Source organism: Pedomonas mirosovicensis, assembly GCF_022569295.1.
Taxonomy (GTDB): Bacteria; Pseudomonadota; Alphaproteobacteria; order Sphingomonadales; family Sphingomonadaceae; genus Pedomonas; species Pedomonas mirosovicensis.
Window position 1 is genome coordinate 1836215 of the sequence record NZ_JAKFIA010000001.1, and the last position, 16273, is coordinate 1852487.

The window sequence follows — 16273 nt, forward strand, 5'->3', positions numbered from 1 at the left end:
AGTCAGTCTCCCGTCACTTCGGCAGGCTGTCGGTGAGGACCAGCGTTCCGCTGACCACAACGACCCAGAACAGGCTGAGCGGCAGGAAGACCTTCCAGCCCAGACGCATCAGCTGGTCGTAGCGGTACCTCGGCACGGTTGCCTTCACCCACGCATACACGAAGAAGAAGAAGCAAATCTTGGCGAACAGCCAGATGAAGCCCGGCACGGCATAGAGCGGCGCCCAATCCACCGGCGGCAGCCAGCCACCGAAGAACAGCACGGAGGTCATGGCGCACATCAGGAGGATGTTGGCGTATTCACCCAGGAAGAACAGGGCGAAGGCCATGGACGAGTATTCCACCTGATAGCCCGCGACCAGCTCGGCCTCGGCTTCCGGAAGGTCGAACGGCGGACGGTTCGTCTCGGCCAGCGCCGAGATGAAGAAGATGACCGCCATCGGGAACAGCAGCGGGTGCAGCACATACATGTTGAAGATGCCGAGCACCGCGCCCTGCTGGGACTTCACGATATCGTTCAGGTTGAGCGAGCCGACCATCAGCAGCACGCAGACGATGACAAAGCCGATGGAGACTTCGTAGGACACCATCTGCGCGGCCGAGCGCAGGCCGCCTAGGAACGGATACTTGGAGTTGGACGCCCAGCCCGACATGATGATGCCGTAAACGCCCATGGACGAAATGGCGAACAGGTAGAGCACGCCGACGTTGATGTCCGCCAGCACCATCTCCGCCGAGAACGGGATCACCGCCCAGGCGACCAGCGCCAAGGTGAAGGTGAGCATCGGCGCGATGATGAAGATGCCCTTGTTGGCGCCCGACGGGACGATCGTTTCCTTGAGGAACAGCTTGAGGCCGTCCGCAAACGATTGCAGCAGGCCGAACGGGCCCACCACGTTCGGGCCGCGGCGCAGCTGCATTGCCGCCCACACCTTGCGGTCAACATAGACCGACATGGCCACCGCCAGCAGCAGCGGCAGAACAATCGCCAAAATCAAGAGAACGTAGGCGACCAGATAACCGCCTACCGGGCCTAGCCACGTTTGCTGAAACCACTCAACCATGGGTGCCTGTCGCCTGCGTTTGTTCGCCCAGAATTTCGCGCACGCAGGCGGCCATGGTGTCGCTTGCCCGCGCGATCGGGTTGGTTTGATAGAAGTTGGTGATCGGCAGCGCAACCGGCGCGGAGGAAATACCGCCCGCCACGCCGAAATCGCCCCAGGCCGCAGGCGTGATGCCGAGCTGCCCCAGATGCGGCGCGACTTCCGCCATGCGCTCGCGCAGCTGCACGATGCTGTCGTACGGCAGGCGCTGGCCCAGCACGTCCGACAGGGCGCGCAGGATGGTCCAGTCCTCGCGGGCGTCTCCCGGCGGGAAGACGGCGCGAATGCCCCGCTGCACCCGGCCCTCGGTGTTGACCCAGGTGCCGGACTTCTCGGTGTAGGCCGCGCCCGGCAGGATCACGTCCGCATGGCGGACGCCCTCGTCGCCGTGGGTGCCGATGTAGATGGTGAAGGTGTCCTTCAGGAAGCTGGTGTCGATTTCATCGACGCCGGCCAGGAACACTGCCTTGATCGCGCCTTCGGCGACCTTCGAGCGGATACCCTCCAGACCACCGTCAGTCACGAAGCCGATGTCGAGCGCGCCGACGCGGCCGGCGGCCGTATGCAGCACGTTGAAGCCGTTCCAGCCGTCCTTCACCAGGCCGAACTTGTCGGCGATCGAGCGGGCAGCGCTCAGCACCGCCGCGCCGTCCGCGCGGGCCAGGGCGCCCATGCCAACGACGATCATCGGCCGCTGCGCGTTCTTCAGGCTTTCCGCCAGCGGGTGAGCGCCCGATGCGATGCCCTTCAGGATCGACAGGTCATCACCCAGCTGCTCGACCGGATAGCCCAGTTCCGCCGCCGGACCCAGGTTGAAGGCCTTGGCCCCCTGCTTACGAACCGCCTTGCGGATACGGGTGTTGATGAGCGGCGCCTCGATGCGCGGATTGGTGCCGATCATCAGGATGAAGTCGGCAACCTCGGCACCGGAAATGGTGCTGTTGAACAGGTAGGAGGACCGCACGCTCGGGTCGATCATCGCGCCGTCGAGGCGGCATTCGAGCGTGGTCGAGCCCAGCTTGTTCAGCAGGTCCTTCAGCGCAACGAGGGCTTCCACCTCGGCCAGATCACCGGCCAGGCCCGCGATCTGGTTGCCCTCAAGGCCCGACAGGCCGGACTTGATCGCCTGGAAGGCATCCTGCCAGCTGGCCTCGCGCAGCTTGCCGTCCACCCGCACCCACGGGCGATCGAGGCGGCGGCGGATCAGACCGTCAACGGCGTAGCGGGTCTTGTCGGAGATCCACTCCTCATTGACCTCTTCGTTGAGGCGCGGCAGCACGCGCATCACTTCGTTGGCGCGCGCGTCGACGCGGATGTTAGAGCCGACGGCATCCATCACGTCGATGCTCTCGTTCTTCGAAAGCTCCCACGGACGGGCCGAGAAGGCATAGGGCTTGGAGGTCAGTGCGCCGACCGGGCAGAGGTCGATCACGTTGGCCGAAAGCTCGGAAGTCACCGCCTTTTCAAGATAGGTGGTGATCTGCATGTTCTCGCCGCGATAGATCGCGCCAATTTCTTCCACGCCTGCCACTTCCTCGGCGAAGCGCACGCAGCGGGTGCAGTGGATGCACCGGGTCATCTGCGTCTTGATGAGCGGACCCATGTACTTCTCGGTCACGGCGCGCTTGTTCTCGTCATACCGGCTGAAGCCCCGGCCGTAGGCCATGGCTTCATCCTGCAGATCGCACTCGCCGCCCTGGTCGCAGATTGGGCAATCCAGCGGGTGGTTGATGAGGAGGAACTCCATCACCCCTTCCCGCGCCTTCTTCACCTTCGGCGTGTTGGTGTGGATCACCATGCCGTCGGCGGCCGGCATCGCGCAGGACGCGATCGGCTTGGGAGCCTTTTCCTGCTCCACCAGGCACATGCGGCAGTTACCGGCGATCGAGAGGCGCTCGTGGTAGCAGAAGCGCGGGATTTCCTTGCCTGCGACTTCGCAGGCCTGCAGCACGGTCGCGCCGGCCGGAACCTCGACTTCGATGCCGTCAACAGTCAGTTTGGGCATGGCTTACTCCGTTACTCCGCCGCCTGCAGAGCGGCCTTGCGCCGGCTGGCGATGCGCTCTTCGATAATGGGCCGGAAGTTGCGAATGAGACCCTGGACCGGCCAGGCCGCCGCGTCGCCAAGGGCGCAGATGGTGTGGCCTTCGACCTGGGTCGAAACTTCATACAGCATGTCGATCTCGGCCGGGTCGGCATCGCCCTTCACCAGGCGCTCCATCACCCGCCACATCCAGCCGGTGCCCTCGCGGCACGGCGTGCACTGGCCGCAGCTCTCGTGCTTGTAGAAGTAGCTGATGCGGCTGATCGCCTTGATGAGGTCGGTCGACTTGTCCATCACAATGACGGCAGCCGTGCCGAGACCCGAGCGCAGCTCACGCAGGGCGTCGAAATCCATCGGTGTGTCGATGATCTGCTCGGCCGGCAGCGCCGGAACCGAGGAGCCGCCCGGAATGACCGCCAGCAGATTGTCCCAGCCGCCGCGAATACCGCCGCAGTGCTTCTCGATCAGCTCGCGGAAGGTGATCGACATGCTTTCTTCCACGGTGCACGGCTTGTTCACGTGGCCGGAGATGCAGAACAGCTTGGTGCCGTGGTTGTTCGGGCGGCCGAACGAGGTGAACCAGCTGGCCCCGCGCCGCAGGATCGTCGGGGTGACTGCGATCGATTCCACATTGTTCACCGTGGTCGGGCAGCCATAGAGGCCCACATTCGCCGGGAACGGCGGCTTCAGGCGCGGCTGGCCCTTCTTGCCCTCGATGGACTCGATGAGCGCCGTCTCTTCGCCGCAGATGTAGGCGCCCGCGCCCCGGTGCAGGTAGACGTCGAAGTCATAGCCCGAACCGCAGGCGTTCTTGCCGATGAAGCCCTTGTCGTAAGCCTGCTGGATGGCAGCATCCAGCCGGTTGGCTTCCTGGATGAACTCGCCGCGGATGTAGATGTAAGCCGCGCGGGCCCGCATGGCGAAGCCGGCGACCAGCGCGCCCTCGATCAGCTTCTGCGGATCGTGGCGGATGATCTCACGGTCCTTGCAGGTGCCGGGCTCGGACTCGTCCGCGTTGATGACGAGGTAGCTCGGGCGGCCGTCCTTGCTCTCCTTCGGCATGAACGACCACTTGAGGCCGGTCGGGAAGCCCGCGCCGCCACGGCCGCGCAGGCCGGAATCCTTGATCTCCTGGATGATCGCGTCCGGGCCACGCTCAAGCAGAGCTTTGGTGTTATCCCAGTCGCCGCGCTTCATCGCGGAGTCGATATCCCAGCCCTCATAGCCGTAGAGGTTGGTGAAGATGCGGTCTTTATCCTGCAGCATGTTCCGCCACTTACCTTTGGTTCCTCAACCGGCGCCCGTCTTGCGTCCCCTCAGGGGCCGCAGGGCCAGCCACCGGCAAGCCTGCATCCGAGGCAGTCCGCCCGCGCACCCCATAAGAATGGGGCGCGCGGCCGCTCACGCCACCTTGTCCTTCAGCGTCGTCGGGCCACCGACGGGAGCCGAGAACTGCCGGTCCACCTGCGGCCCCGGCTTCGGCTCCTCGCCACGCGCCAGAGCCTCCAGAATGGCCTTGGTGCTGTCGTAGGTCAGATCTTCGTAGAAGTGATCGTTGATCTGCATCATCGGCGCATTCACGCACGCGCCCAGGCACTCGACCTCGGTCAGGGTGAACAGGCCGTCGTTCGTGACCTTGCCCTTCTCCAACCCCATGTCCTTGCAGGCGCGGAACACGTCGTCCGAACCGCGCAGCCAGCACGGCGTGGTGCCGCACACCTGGACGTGGTGCTTGCCGACCGGGTTCAGGTTGTACATCGTGTAGAACGACGCCACCTCGTAGACCCGGATGTACGGCATATCGAGGTAGTTGGCGACGTACTCGATCACCGGCACCGGCAGCCAGGCGCCGCCGCCGTATTGCTGGGCCACCTGGCGCTGGGCCAGGTCGAGCAGACGCATCACTGCCGACTGCTGACGCCCGGCCGGATAGCGGGCGATCACCGTCTTGGCGAACGCCTCGTTCTCGGAAGTCCACTTGAAATCACGGCCGAAGTTGGGATCGACCTTCACGGGTGCTGCGTCGGCCATCAGCGGTCCACCTCACCAAACACGATATCGAGAGAGCCCAGCACCGCCGGGGCGTCCGCCAGCATGTGGCCCTTGCACAGGAAGTCCATGGCGGACAGGTGCGCGAAGCCCGAAGCGCGGATATGGCAGCGGTACGGCTTGTTGGTGCCGTCGGACACCAGATAGATGCCGAACTCGCCCTTGGGCGCTTCGACCGCCGCATAGACTTCGCCCGCCGGAACGTGGAAGCCTTCGGTGTAGAGCTTGAAGTGGTGGATGAGCGCTTCCATCGAGCGCTTCATCTCGCCACGGCGCGGCGGCGTGACCTTGCGGTCCATCGAGAGCACCGGACCTGCCGGCATCTCGTTGAGGCACTGACGGATGATCTTGAGGCTCTGCTTCATCTCTTCGAAGCGGAGCACGTAACGATCATAGCAGTCGCCGTTCTTGCCGACCACGACGTCGAAGTCCATGCGGTCGTAAACGTCGTACGGCTGAGCCTTGCGGAGGTCCCAGGCGACGCCCGAGCCGCGCAGCATCGGGCCCGAGAAGCCCCATGCCATGGCGTCTTCCGCCGAGATCACGCCGATGTCGACGTTGCGCTGCTTGAAGATGCGGTTGTCGAGCAGCAGGGTCTCAAGGTCGGCGAGAACCTTCGGGAAGGTTTCCGTCCAGTCCCAGATGTCCTTGGCCAGCTCCGGCGTCATGTCCTGGTGGACGCCGCCGGGGCGGAAATAGGCCGCGTGCATGCGGGCGCCCGAGACGCGCTCATAGAACACCATGAGCTTCTCGCGCTCCTCGAAGCCCCACAGGATCGGCGTCAGCGCGCCCACGTCCATGGCGTGGGTGCAGACGTTCATCAGGTGGTTCTTGATGCGGGTAATTTCCGACCACATCACGCGCAGGTACTGGGCGCGCAGCGGCACGTCGAGGCCAAGCAGCTTCTCGATGCCGAGCACATAGGCGTGCTCCTGGCACATGGGCGACACGTAGTCGAGCCGGTCCATGTAGGGCAGCGCCTGCAGGTAGGTCTTGTACTCGGAAAGCTTTTCGGTGCCGCGATGCAGGAGGCCGACGTGCGGGTCCACGCGCTCGATCACCTCGCCGTCCAGCTCCATGACCAGGCGCAGCACGCCGTGGGCCGCCGGATGCTGGGGGCCGAAGTTGATGGTGTAGTTCTGAATATCAATTTCGGACATCGGCTCAGCCCTGCTTCTTTTCGGCGGCCTTTTCGTCGCCGGGCAGAATGTACTGTGCGCCTTCCCAAGGGCTCAGGAAGTCGAAGTTGCGGAAGTCCTGACGCAGGTCGACCGGTTCGTAGACCACGCGCTTGTGCTCTTCCGAGTAGCGCACTTCCACATAACCGGTGAGCGGGAAGTCCTTCCGCAGCGGGAAGCCCTGGAAGCCGTAGTCGGTGAGGATGCGGCGCAGGTCCGGGTGTCCCTCGAAGAGAACGCCGTACATGTCCCACACCTCGCGCTCGAACCAGTTGGCCGAGGGAAACAGGCTGGTGGCGGAAGCAACCGGGGTCGCCTCGTCCGCCGTCACCTTCACCCGCACGCGCAGGTTATGCTTGTAGGACAGCAGGTGATAGACCACGTCGAACCGCTCCGGCCGGTCGGGGTAATCGGCCCCGCACACATCCATCAGCGACTTGAACATCAGCGCCGGATCGTCGCGCAGCGTCTGGAGCACATCGAGGATAGCCTCGCGCTTCACGACGAGCGTGACTTCGCCTGCGGCCGTTACCGTCTCGAGCAGGCTGCCGCCCAGCTTTTCCGCGCAGGCCGATGCCAGCGCTGCCAGCTTGTCCTCGCTCGGAACCCAGGAAGTCAAAGCGATCATCGTTCAATCGTCCCTTCCCGCCGGATTTTCTTCTGAAGCAGCAGAACGCCGTAAAGCAGCGCTTCCGCCGTCGGCGGGCAGCCGGGAACGTAGATGTCCACGGGCACGATGCGGTCGCAGCCGCGCACCACCGAATAGCTGTAGTGGTAGTAACCGCCGCCGTTCGCGCACGACCCCATCGAGATCACGTAGCGCGGCTCGGACATCTGGTCGTAAACGCGACGCAGCGCCGGGGCCATCTTGTTGGTCAGCGTGCCGGCGACGATCATCACGTCGGACTGACGCGGCGACGCGCGCGGGGCGACGCCGAAGCGCTCCAGATCGTAACGCGGCATGTTGGTGTGCATCATCTCGACCGCGCAGCAGGCAAGGCCGAACGTCATCCACCACAGCGAACCGGTGCGTGCCCAGGCGATGAGATCCTCTGCCTTGGTCACGAGGAAACCCTTGTCGGTCAGTTCCTTGTTCAGGTCGTTAAAGAACTGATCGTTCGTCGTCGGCGTCAGGGCCGTTGCCGAGGACTGCATAGCGGTAGCGCCTGCCATGGGCTGAATTACTCCCATTCCAACGCCCCCTTCTTCCACTCGTAGATGAAGCCGATGGTCAGAACGCCCAGGAAGCAGACCATCGACCAGAAACCGAACACCCCGATCTTGCCGAGGCTCACCGCCCACGGAAACAGGAAGGCCACCTCCAGATCGAAGATGATGAACAGGATCGAGACCAGATAGAACCGCACGTCGAACTTACGACGGGCGTCATCGAACGCCTCGAAACCGCACTCGTAGGCGGCCAGCTTTTCCGGGTCCGGCTTCTGCATGCCGCCGAGCGAACTGACGACGACGGGCAATGCGACGAAAATGCCGGAAAAAACAATGGCGATCCCGAGAAAGATCAGGATCGGCAAATATGACTGCGCGACCTCAGGCATGAGACTCGTTACCTCCGCTCTTGGCGGCACCCTTTAGCACCCATCGCCGTTCGCGCAAGGGGGCGCGGCCAAAAAGGTTCAGCTCGGCCCTATTTCAGAGGCCAAAACGGTTGCAAGTAATTCTTAACTGCTGAACTTTGGTACATTTGGCGGTTGATCGGGAGGGTTCCCAGGCACAGCCTAGATCGGGAGTCGCGCAATCCATTGCAATACGCTGCCCCGTGATAGAACCCGCCAACCGACGCCATTAAAACACGGCTCGCACCATCGGGGCTGAACCACCGCATCGGCTGCGAAACGTACCGCCCCAAATGCCCGCAGAACAGCGTTACAGGCGCTTGTCGCTCGCCGCAGGCATAAACGCCCCTGAAACGCAAAAGGGGCCGGAAACCGGCCCCTTTAACGCTCGTCGGCCAAGCCGGATCAGCCGCGCTGTGCCTTGATGCCCTGCGCCACCAGCTTGTGCAGGCGCGATTGCAGATGGGCGTTGCCCGCCACAACCTCACCGGTTTTCAGCATCTGCTCGCCACCACGGAAGTCGGAGACGAAACCACCCGCCTCGCGGATCAGCAGGATGCCCGCCGCAATATCCCACGGCTGGAGGCTGTCCTCCCAGAAGGCATCGAACCGGCCGGCCGCCACATAGGCAAGATCGAGGCTCGCCGCGCCGAACCGGCGCACGCCCGCCACTTCCTGCATCACGGCACTGAGAATGGCGCTGAAGCGCTCATGGTCGCCATGGCCATGGTACGGGATGCCCGTCGCCACAACGGCCTGACGCATGTCCTGGCGGCCCGAAACGCGCAGGCGGCGCTCGCCCAGCCACGCGCCCTTGCCCTTCTCGGCCCAGAAGGTCTCATCGGTCAGCGGGTTGTAAACCACGCCCGCAATGATCTCGCCATGTTCTTCCAGCGCCACCGAGATGCCGTAGTGCGGAATGCCGTGGAGGAAATTGGTGGTGCCATCAAGCGGATCGACGATCCAGCGCGGCATATCGGGCGTGCTGCCCGCCTCTTCGCCGGATTCTTCCATCAGAAAGCCGAAGTCCGGCCGGGCGCGCTTCAGCTCTTCCTTCAGAATGCGCTCAGCCTTCTGATCGGCCGCGCTCACGAAATCGGCCGGGCCCTTGCGGCTGACCTGAAGCTGCTCCACCTCGCCGAAGTCGCGCCGCAGGCTGCTGCCCGCCTTGCGGACGGCGCGCTCGATGACGGTAATCAGGGCAGATCGTATCGGCATTCCAAATCCTCAAAACCAAAAGCCCCCTCCCCGTGTCCCCCGCACCAGATACATCCGGCGCGGCGCGGCTCAAGGGAGAGGGCCGTACACCATTTCCACTCATCGGGCCGGATCACGTCCGGCCCTTGGGTTCTGGCCCTGTCGCGCGGGAATTAGTCCGCGCGGCGGACGTACTCGCGCTCGTAGACGTTGACGACGATCTTCTCGCCCGTCTCGATGAACGGCGGCACCATCACGCGCGCGCCATTCTCCAGCTTGGCAGGCTTGTAGGAAGAGGCAGCGGTCTGGCCCTTCACCACCGGATCGGCTTCCGCCACCGTCAGCGTCACCTGCTCCGGCAGCTTGATGGAGACCGGGCGCTCCTCGATGGACTCGATCACCACCTGCATACCATCGGCCAGGAAGTCGATTTCCTCGTCCATCAGGCTGGCGGGAATGACCACCTGCTCGAAGGTCTCGGTGTCCATGAAGGTCAGCTGATCGCCGTCACGGAACAGGAACTGGTAGTCCTTCGGGTCGAGGCGCACGCGCTCCACCGTCTCCGACGAGCGGAAGCGGTTGTTGCTCTTGCGGCCGTCATAGACGTTCTTCAGCTCCACCTGCATGTAGGCGCCGCCCTTGCCGGGCTGGGTGTGCTGAATCTTGACGGCGCGCCAGTGCGAGCCCTCGAATTCGATGATGTTGCCGGGGCGGATGTCAACGCCGCTGATCTTCATGGAATTAACCCTAGCTTAAAGCTGCCGAAAGTTGGCGGGGCTTCTAGCAGGTCGGCAGCGCCAGCGCAATCGACCCCGCATGAAACGCCCCTTGACTTAGGGAAGCGCTGCCCTGCCCTGATTATGCCGTACCGAACAATCGGTTGAACGCCGCAACCGCCGCAGCCGGTCCTTCAGGGTGCGCCCACACGCCCGCCGAGACGGCAAGGAAGTCCGCCCCCGCCTCGATCAGGGGCGCGGCATTCTCCGGCGTGATGCCGCCAATGGCAACGCACGGCAGTTCGGAAAGGGCGACCCACCAGGTGAGGATTTCCGGATCCGCCTGCGTCGGGGCTTGCTTGGTGGCGGTCGGGTAGAAGGCCCCGAACGCCACATAATCCGCCCCTGCCTCGCCCGCTTCCATCGCCAGATGGCGGCTGTCGTGGCAGGTGACGCCAATGGTTTTGTCCGCCCCCAGCAGCGTGCGGGCAGCAGCCACGGAGCCGTCGGTCTGGCCCAGATGCACGCCCTCCGCGCCGGATTTCTTCGCCAGGTCCGCCCGGTCATTGATGATGAGGGCGACTTCCGCCTCCTCGCACACCGGCAGCAGCGCCTCGGCGGCCTTTAGGATCTCATCGTCCGCCACGTCCTTGAGACGCAGCTGAAGCGCAGCGACCGCCCCGCCTTCCAGCGCCTGGCGGAAGGTTTTCACGAAGTCCTGCACCACGATCTTCGGCGGGGTGATGAGATACAGCTGGCACGGTGGGCGCGGGTCTTCCCGCCCGAACTCGGTAATGTCGTGACCTTCGTTCTCTTCTTCCATCATGCCTGCCTCCGAAACCCCAGTGCCCTTAAACGGGCCAGTGCCCTTAAACGGGAAAGGCCGCGCGAGTGAACCCTGTTCCCCCGGCACGGCCCTGCCCTTTTCAGCAACATCGGGCCGGCGTCAAGACCGGCCCGCCCCAGACTATTCCTTGCCCAGGTAGATGTTGACGATCTTGTTCAGCATGGCGATCGCTTCCTCGCGCGGACGCTGGAAGACATTACGGCCGATGATCGAGCCGTTGCCGCCGCCGTCGCGGATGGCGCGGGCATCGTCGAACACCGAGTCAGCGCCCTTGGTCGCGCCGCCCGAGAACACCACGATCCGGCGACCGTTGAATGCCGACTGCATGACATGCTCGACGCGCTTGGCCTGCGAGGACAGGTCAATGCCGTGCTTCTCGTAGACCTTCTTGGCTTCCGGCTGCTCCAGATAGTTGCTCGGCAGCTTCACCTTGATAACGTGCGCGCCCATCAGCGCGGCCATGTGGGCGGCGTAGGCGCACACGTCCATGGCGGTCTCGCCCTCCTTGGAGAGGTCGCCGCCACGCGGGTACGACCACAGCACCACGGCGAGGCCCACCGACTTGGCCTCTTCGGCCAGATCGCGGAACTCTTCCATCATGTTGTAGCAGTCGTCCGAGCCCGGATAGATGGTGAAGCCGATAGCCGAGCAGCCCAGCTTCAGCGCGTCGTTGACCGTGGCGGTGACCGCCTGGTCCTTCATGCGCGACAGCGAGTTGGCCGAGTTCATCTTGAGGATGAGCGGGATCTGGCCGGCGACGCGGTCCGCCACCGCTTCCATCATGCCCAGCGGGGTCGCGTAGGCGTTCAACCCGGCGTCGATGGCGAGCTGCGGGTGGTACATCGGGTCATAGGCCGGCGGGTTGGGCGCAAAGGAGCGGGCCGGGCCATGCTCGAAGCCCTGGTCGACCGGCAGGATGACCATCTTGCCCGTGCCGCCCAGCTTGCCCGTGCCAAGGAGGCGAGCCAGGTTCGCCTTGGTGCCGGCGTTGTCGCTCTCATACCACGACAGGATTTCCTTAACGCGCTTCGTCACCTTCATGAGTATTTTCCCTCGTCGAAATGTTTTTTATGGGTATTTGAGTGCGGCCTGTTTACAGGACCGGTCGCGTCACGAAAACTTCAAAGAAGATCCGCAAGCCCCTGCCCGTTCAGGTTTTCCGAACCGGCAGGGGCCGCAATCAATGGATCAGCCCTTCAGCGCCTCGACGCCCGGCAAGGCCTTGCCTTCCATCCACTCGAGGAAAGCGCCGCCTGCGGTCGAGACGAAGCTGAAGTCCTTGGCAACGCCCGCGTGGTTGAGCGCGGCCACCGTATCGCCGCCGCCGGCAACCGACAGCAGCGAGCCGCCCTGCGTCAGGGCCGCAGCGGTTCTGGCCAGCGCCACGGTTGCCTTGTCGAACGGCGTGGTCTCGAACGCGCCGAGCGGCCCGTTCCACACCAGCGTCTTGCACACCTTCAGCACATCGCCGAGGGCCTCCACAGCCGCCGGGCCCACGTCGAGGATCATCTCGTCGTCCGCTACCTCGTGAACATTGACCACGCGGTTCTCGGCATTGGCCTTGAACTCCTTGGCCACCACCACGTCATACGGCAGATGCACGGTGCAGCCGGCTTCGTCCGCCTTGGCGAGGATGGAAAGCGCCGTCTCGGCCAGGTCATGCTCGCACAAGGACTTGCCCACCTTCACGCCGCGCGCGGCGAGGAACGTGTTGGCCATGCCGCCGCCGATGATGAGGTGGTCGACCTTGCCGACGAGGTTGGTCAGCACATCCAGCTTGGAGGAGACCTTCGCGCCGCCCACCACGGCCGCCACCGGCCGCTCCGGGTTGCCAAGGCCATTCTCCAGCGCGGTCAGCTCCTTCTCCATGGAACGGCCCGCATAGGCCGGGAGAAGGTGCGCCAGCGCCGCCGTCGAGGCGTGGGCGCGGTGCGCGGCGGAAAAGGCATCGTTGACGTAGATATCGCCGAGGCGCGCCATCGCCTTGGCCAATCCCTCGTCGTTCTTTTCTTCGCCCGCGTGGAAGCGGGTGTTCTCCAGCACCGCGACCGAACCGGCGGGCAGCGCGGCAACGGCGGCTTCGGCCTCAGCGCCCGCGCAGTCGTCGATGAAGGCCACGTCCCGGCCCAGCACAGCGCCCAGCGCCGGAGCGATGGGCGCGAGCGACATTTCAGGCACGCGCTTGCCCTTGGGGCGGTCGAAGTGGCTGAGAACGAGAACGGTCGCGCCCTTGGCCAGCAGGTCTTTGATGGTCGGCGCGGTCGCTGACAGGCGCGTCGTATCGGTGACCCGGCCGTCCTGCACCGGCACGTTGAGGTCAGAGCGCACCAGGACCTTCTTGCCCGTCAGGTCATCCAGCGCGTCGATGGTGCGAAAGCTTGCCATGGAAATCCCCCTTGCGAACAGCAAGGACCCCCGCCGAAGCGGGGGTCCAGTACGCTTTAATCAGTATATGGTTCGCTTAGCCGATCTTGGCCATGGCCACGGCCGTGTCGCTCATCCGGTTGGAGAAGCCCCACTCGTTGTCATACCAGGTCAGGATGCGGACGAACCGCTTGTCGATCACCTGGGTCTGGGTGGCATCGAAGTTGGACGAGAACGGGCTGTGGTTGAAGTCGATGGAGACCAGCTCCTCGGTCACATAGCCCAGCACGCCCTTGAGCGGACCGTTCTGCGACGCGGCGCGGACCGCCTCGTTGATTTCCTCGGCGGTGGTGTCGCGGCCCGCGTCGAAGGTCAGGTCGACCACCGACACGTTCGGGGTCGGCACGCGGATCGAGGTACCGTCCAGCTTGCCCTTCAGCTCCGGCAGCACCAGGCCAAGCGCCTTGGCCGCGCCGGTGGAGGTCGGGATCATGGACACGGCGGCCGCGCGGGCGCGGCGGCGATCCTTGTGGATCTGGTCCAGAATGCGCTGATCGTTGGTGTAGGAGTGGATCGTGGTCATGAAGCCGCGCTCGATGCCCACGGCCTCATGCAGAACCTTGGCGACCGGCGCCAGACAGTTGGTGGTGCAGGACGCATTGGAGACGATCTTGTGCTCCGGCTTCAGGTTCTGGTGGTTCACGCCGTAAACGACGGTGATGTCCTCGCCCTTGGCCGGGGCGGAGATCAGCACCTTCTTCGCGCCCGCTTCCAGGTGGGCCTTCGCCTTGTCGGCATCGGTGAAGATACCGGTGCATTCGAAGGCGATGTCCACGCCCAGATCCTTGTGCGGCAGCTTGGCCGGGTCGCGCTCGGCGGTGACGACGATCTCCTGGCCGTTGACGACCAGGTTATTGCCCTTCACCTCGACCGTGCCAGGGAAAATGCCGTGCACGGAGTCATACTTCAGCAGGTGCGCGTTGTCGTCGGCCGAAGCCAGGTCATTGATCGCGACCACCTGCACGTCGGTGCGACCCGACTCGAAGATCGCCCGCAGCACGTTGCGGCCGATACGTCCAAAGCCATTAATTGCAACCCGCACGGTCATTTCCGCATTCTCCTCACTTTTTGCGCGAACCAGGGATGTGCGCGCCTATAACGCAGCCGTTACCGCTTCCGCAATCTTGTTGGCCGTCAAGCCGAAGAAATCATATAGATCTTCAGCCGGGGCGCTGGCGCCGAAGCGATCAATGCCAAGCACAAGCCCGTCAGCACCCACATATTTCTCCCAACCGAATGGGGAAGCGGCTTCCACCGCAACCTTGAGCGTGCCCGGCTTCAGGACATCACGACGATAGTCCGCCGGCTGGGCATCGAACAGCTCCCACGACGGCATGGAGACCACCTCCGCCGCCACGCCCTTCTCCGCCAGCAGGTCGGCCGCCTGAAGGGCGATATGCACTTCCGAGCCGGTGGCGATGAGCGTCACGCGGGCGTTCTCCGCCTCACGCACGCGGTAGGCGCCGCGCGCCGAGCGGTTCTCGCCCGCCTCAACGCGAACCTGCGGCACGTTCTGGCGGGTCAGCGCCAGAATGGACGGGCCGTGGGCGTTCTCCAGCGCCAGCTGCCAGCACTCGGCGGTCTCCACCACGTCGGCCGGGCGGAACACCTTCACGTTCGGCATGGCGCGGAACGAGGCCAGATGCTCGATCGGCTGGTGGGTCGGGCCGTCCTCACCCAGACCAATGGAGTCGTGGGTCATCACGTAGACTACCCGCTGGTGCTGGATGGCCGACAGACGGATGGCCGGGCGGCAGTAGTCGGTGAACACCAGGAAGGTGCCGCCATAGGGAATGACGCCGCCGTGCAGCGCAAGGCCGTTCATGGCCGCAGCCATGCCGAACTCGCGGATGCCGTAGTGGATGTAACGGCCGCCGTAGGTATCCTTGTTGAGGATCGTCAGGCCCTTGGTCTTGGTGTTGTTGGAGCCGGTGAGGTCCGCCGAGCCGCCAACGGTTTCCGGCAGGGCGGCGTTGATCGCCTCCAGCGCCATTTCAGAGGCCTTGCGGGTCGCCACCTTCTGCGGGTTGGCGATGAGGCCGTCGATATAGGCCTTGATCGCCTCGCGGAAGTTACCCGGCAGTTCGCCGCGCATCCGGCGCTCGAACTCGGCCCGAACGCTGGCATCAGCCTTGTTCAGACGCTCGATCCAGGCGGCGCGGTCGGCAGCGCCGCGCTTGCCCGCCGTGCGCCAGGCGTCCAGCACGTCGGCCGGAACCTCGAACGGCGCGTGGGCCCAGCCCAGCGTCTCGCGGGCGGCGGCCACTTCGCTCGCGCCCAGCGGCGAGCCGTGGGTGGCAGAGGTGCCCTGCTTGTTGGGCGCGCCGTAGCCGATCACGGTCTTGCAGCCGATCAGCGACGGGCGCGGATCGTTCTGCGCGGCGCGAATCGCCTTCTCGATGGCTTCCGGATCGTGGCCGTCGATGGACTGGACATGCCAGCCCGCCGCGTCGAAGCGCTTGTTCATGTCCTCGGACGACGACAGCGAGATCGGGCCGTCGATGGAGATATTGTTGTCGTCCCACAGCACGATCAGGCGACCAAGGCCAAGGTGCCCCGCCAGCGAGATTGCTTCCTGAGAGACGCCTTCCATGAGGCAGCCGTCACCGGCGATCACGTAGGTATAGTGATCGACCAGATCATCGCCATACTGCGCGTTCAGGTGGCGCTCAGCCAGCGCGAAGCCGACGGAGGTGGCCAGGCCCTGCCCCAGCGGGCCGGTGGTCATCTCGACGCCCGGCAGCTCGCCATATTCCGGGTGACCGGCGCACGGGCTGTGCAGCTGGCGGAAGTTCTTGAGATCGTCGATCGTCGGGCGCTCGTAGCCGGTCAGATACAGCAGCGAGTAAATCAGCATCGAGCCGTGCCCGGCCGACAGGATGAACCGGTCGCGGTCCGCCCAGTGGGAGTCGCTCGGGTCGTACTTCATCACCTTGGTGAACAGGACGGTGGCGACATCGGCCATGCCCATGGGCATGCCCGGATGACCCGACTTAGCTTTTTCGACCGCATCCATGCTCAGAGCACGGATGGCATTAGCCATATCTTTATGCGAAACAGTCATGGCACTCGCTGCGATTGGACGCTGAAAATTGGGCGCACAATAGGCTCGGGCGCGCGAAGGTCAACTGCGCCAAAGC

Annotated in this window: 14 protein-coding genes and 1 pseudogene; all 15 read right to left on the reverse strand. The window is 64.4% G+C overall.

The window, feature by feature from the left end; translation table 11 throughout:
* Nucleotides 1-13: 13 nt before the first annotated feature.
* The 15 genes and pseudogenes from nuoH to tkt all read right to left on the reverse strand — a co-directional run bounded on the left by nuoH (nucleotide 14) and on the right by tkt (nucleotide 16197).
* Nucleotides 14-1063, reverse strand: a complete 1050-nt coding sequence (gene nuoH, locus L0C21_RS08740; protein ID WP_259277987.1) for an NADH-quinone oxidoreductase subunit NuoH — start codon at nucleotides 1061-1063, stop codon at nucleotides 14-16.
* Entirely contained in the window at nucleotides 1056-3107 is a 2052-nt protein-coding gene (nuoG, locus tag L0C21_RS08745) for an NADH-quinone oxidoreductase subunit NuoG (protein WP_259277988.1), read from the reverse strand. The genes nuoH and nuoG overlap by 8 nt, the downstream gene beginning before the upstream one ends.
* Before the next feature lie 11 nt (nucleotides 3108-3118).
* Nucleotides 3119-4411: an NADH-quinone oxidoreductase subunit NuoF gene (nuoF, locus tag L0C21_RS08750; protein ID WP_259277989.1), complete on the reverse strand. Its 1293-nt coding sequence runs from the start codon at nucleotides 4409-4411 to the stop codon at nucleotides 3119-3121.
* A gap of 135 nt (nucleotides 4412-4546) precedes the next feature.
* Nucleotides 4547-5176 (reverse strand): NADH-quinone oxidoreductase subunit NuoE, encoded by a 630-nt coding sequence (nuoE, locus tag L0C21_RS08755; protein ID WP_259277990.1) that lies wholly within the window; start codon nucleotides 5174-5176, stop codon nucleotides 4547-4549.
* Nucleotides 5176-6354: an NADH-quinone oxidoreductase subunit D gene (locus tag L0C21_RS08760; RefSeq protein ID WP_259277991.1), complete on the reverse strand. Its 1179-nt coding sequence runs from the start codon at nucleotides 6352-6354 to the stop codon at nucleotides 5176-5178. The genes nuoE and L0C21_RS08760 overlap by 1 nt, the downstream gene beginning before the upstream one ends.
* Nucleotides 6355-6376: 22 nt before the next feature.
* Nucleotides 6377-7000 (reverse strand): annotated as a pseudogene (locus L0C21_RS08765) (NADH-quinone oxidoreductase subunit C); the annotation flags it as partial.
* Nucleotides 6997-7527 (reverse strand): NuoB/complex I 20 kDa subunit family protein, encoded by a 531-nt coding sequence (locus tag L0C21_RS08770; protein WP_259278851.1) that lies wholly within the window; start codon nucleotides 7525-7527, stop codon nucleotides 6997-6999. The pseudogene L0C21_RS08765 and the gene L0C21_RS08770, both read right to left, overlap by 4 nt.
* 26 nt (nucleotides 7528-7553) lie before the next feature.
* Nucleotides 7554-7931, reverse strand: a complete 378-nt coding sequence (locus L0C21_RS08775) for an NADH-quinone oxidoreductase subunit A (RefSeq protein ID WP_259277992.1) — start codon at nucleotides 7929-7931, stop codon at nucleotides 7554-7556.
* 423 nt (nucleotides 7932-8354) lie between these two features.
* Entirely contained in the window at nucleotides 8355-9167 is an 813-nt protein-coding gene (locus L0C21_RS08780; protein WP_259277993.1) for an inositol monophosphatase family protein, read from the reverse strand.
* A 152-nt stretch (nucleotides 9168-9319) separates the two neighbouring features.
* The gene (gene efp, locus L0C21_RS08785) at nucleotides 9320-9883 is read right to left on the reverse strand and encodes an elongation factor P (protein WP_259277994.1); all 564 of its coding nucleotides are present in this window, start codon (nucleotides 9881-9883) and stop codon (nucleotides 9320-9322) included.
* 121 nt (nucleotides 9884-10004) lie between these two features.
* Nucleotides 10005-10688, reverse strand: coding sequence for a thiamine phosphate synthase (thiE, locus tag L0C21_RS08790; protein ID WP_259277995.1), 684 nt, complete (start codon nucleotides 10686-10688; stop codon nucleotides 10005-10007).
* A gap of 141 nt (nucleotides 10689-10829) precedes the next feature.
* Complete coding sequence (locus L0C21_RS08795) at nucleotides 10830-11750, reverse strand: class I fructose-bisphosphate aldolase (RefSeq protein WP_259277996.1); 921 nt, start codon at nucleotides 11748-11750, stop codon at nucleotides 10830-10832.
* A gap of 147 nt (nucleotides 11751-11897) precedes the next feature.
* Nucleotides 11898-13094, reverse strand: coding sequence for a phosphoglycerate kinase (locus tag L0C21_RS08800; RefSeq protein WP_259277997.1), 1197 nt, complete (start codon nucleotides 13092-13094; stop codon nucleotides 11898-11900).
* Nucleotides 13095-13170: 76 nt separating this feature from the next.
* Nucleotides 13171-14181: a type I glyceraldehyde-3-phosphate dehydrogenase gene (gene gap, locus L0C21_RS08805; protein ID WP_259277998.1), complete on the reverse strand. Its 1011-nt coding sequence runs from the start codon at nucleotides 14179-14181 to the stop codon at nucleotides 13171-13173.
* A 45-nt stretch (nucleotides 14182-14226) separates the two neighbouring features.
* Nucleotides 14227-16197: a transketolase gene (tkt, locus tag L0C21_RS08810; RefSeq protein ID WP_259277999.1), complete on the reverse strand. Its 1971-nt coding sequence runs from the start codon at nucleotides 16195-16197 to the stop codon at nucleotides 14227-14229.
* Nucleotides 16198-16273 lie beyond the last annotated feature (76 nt).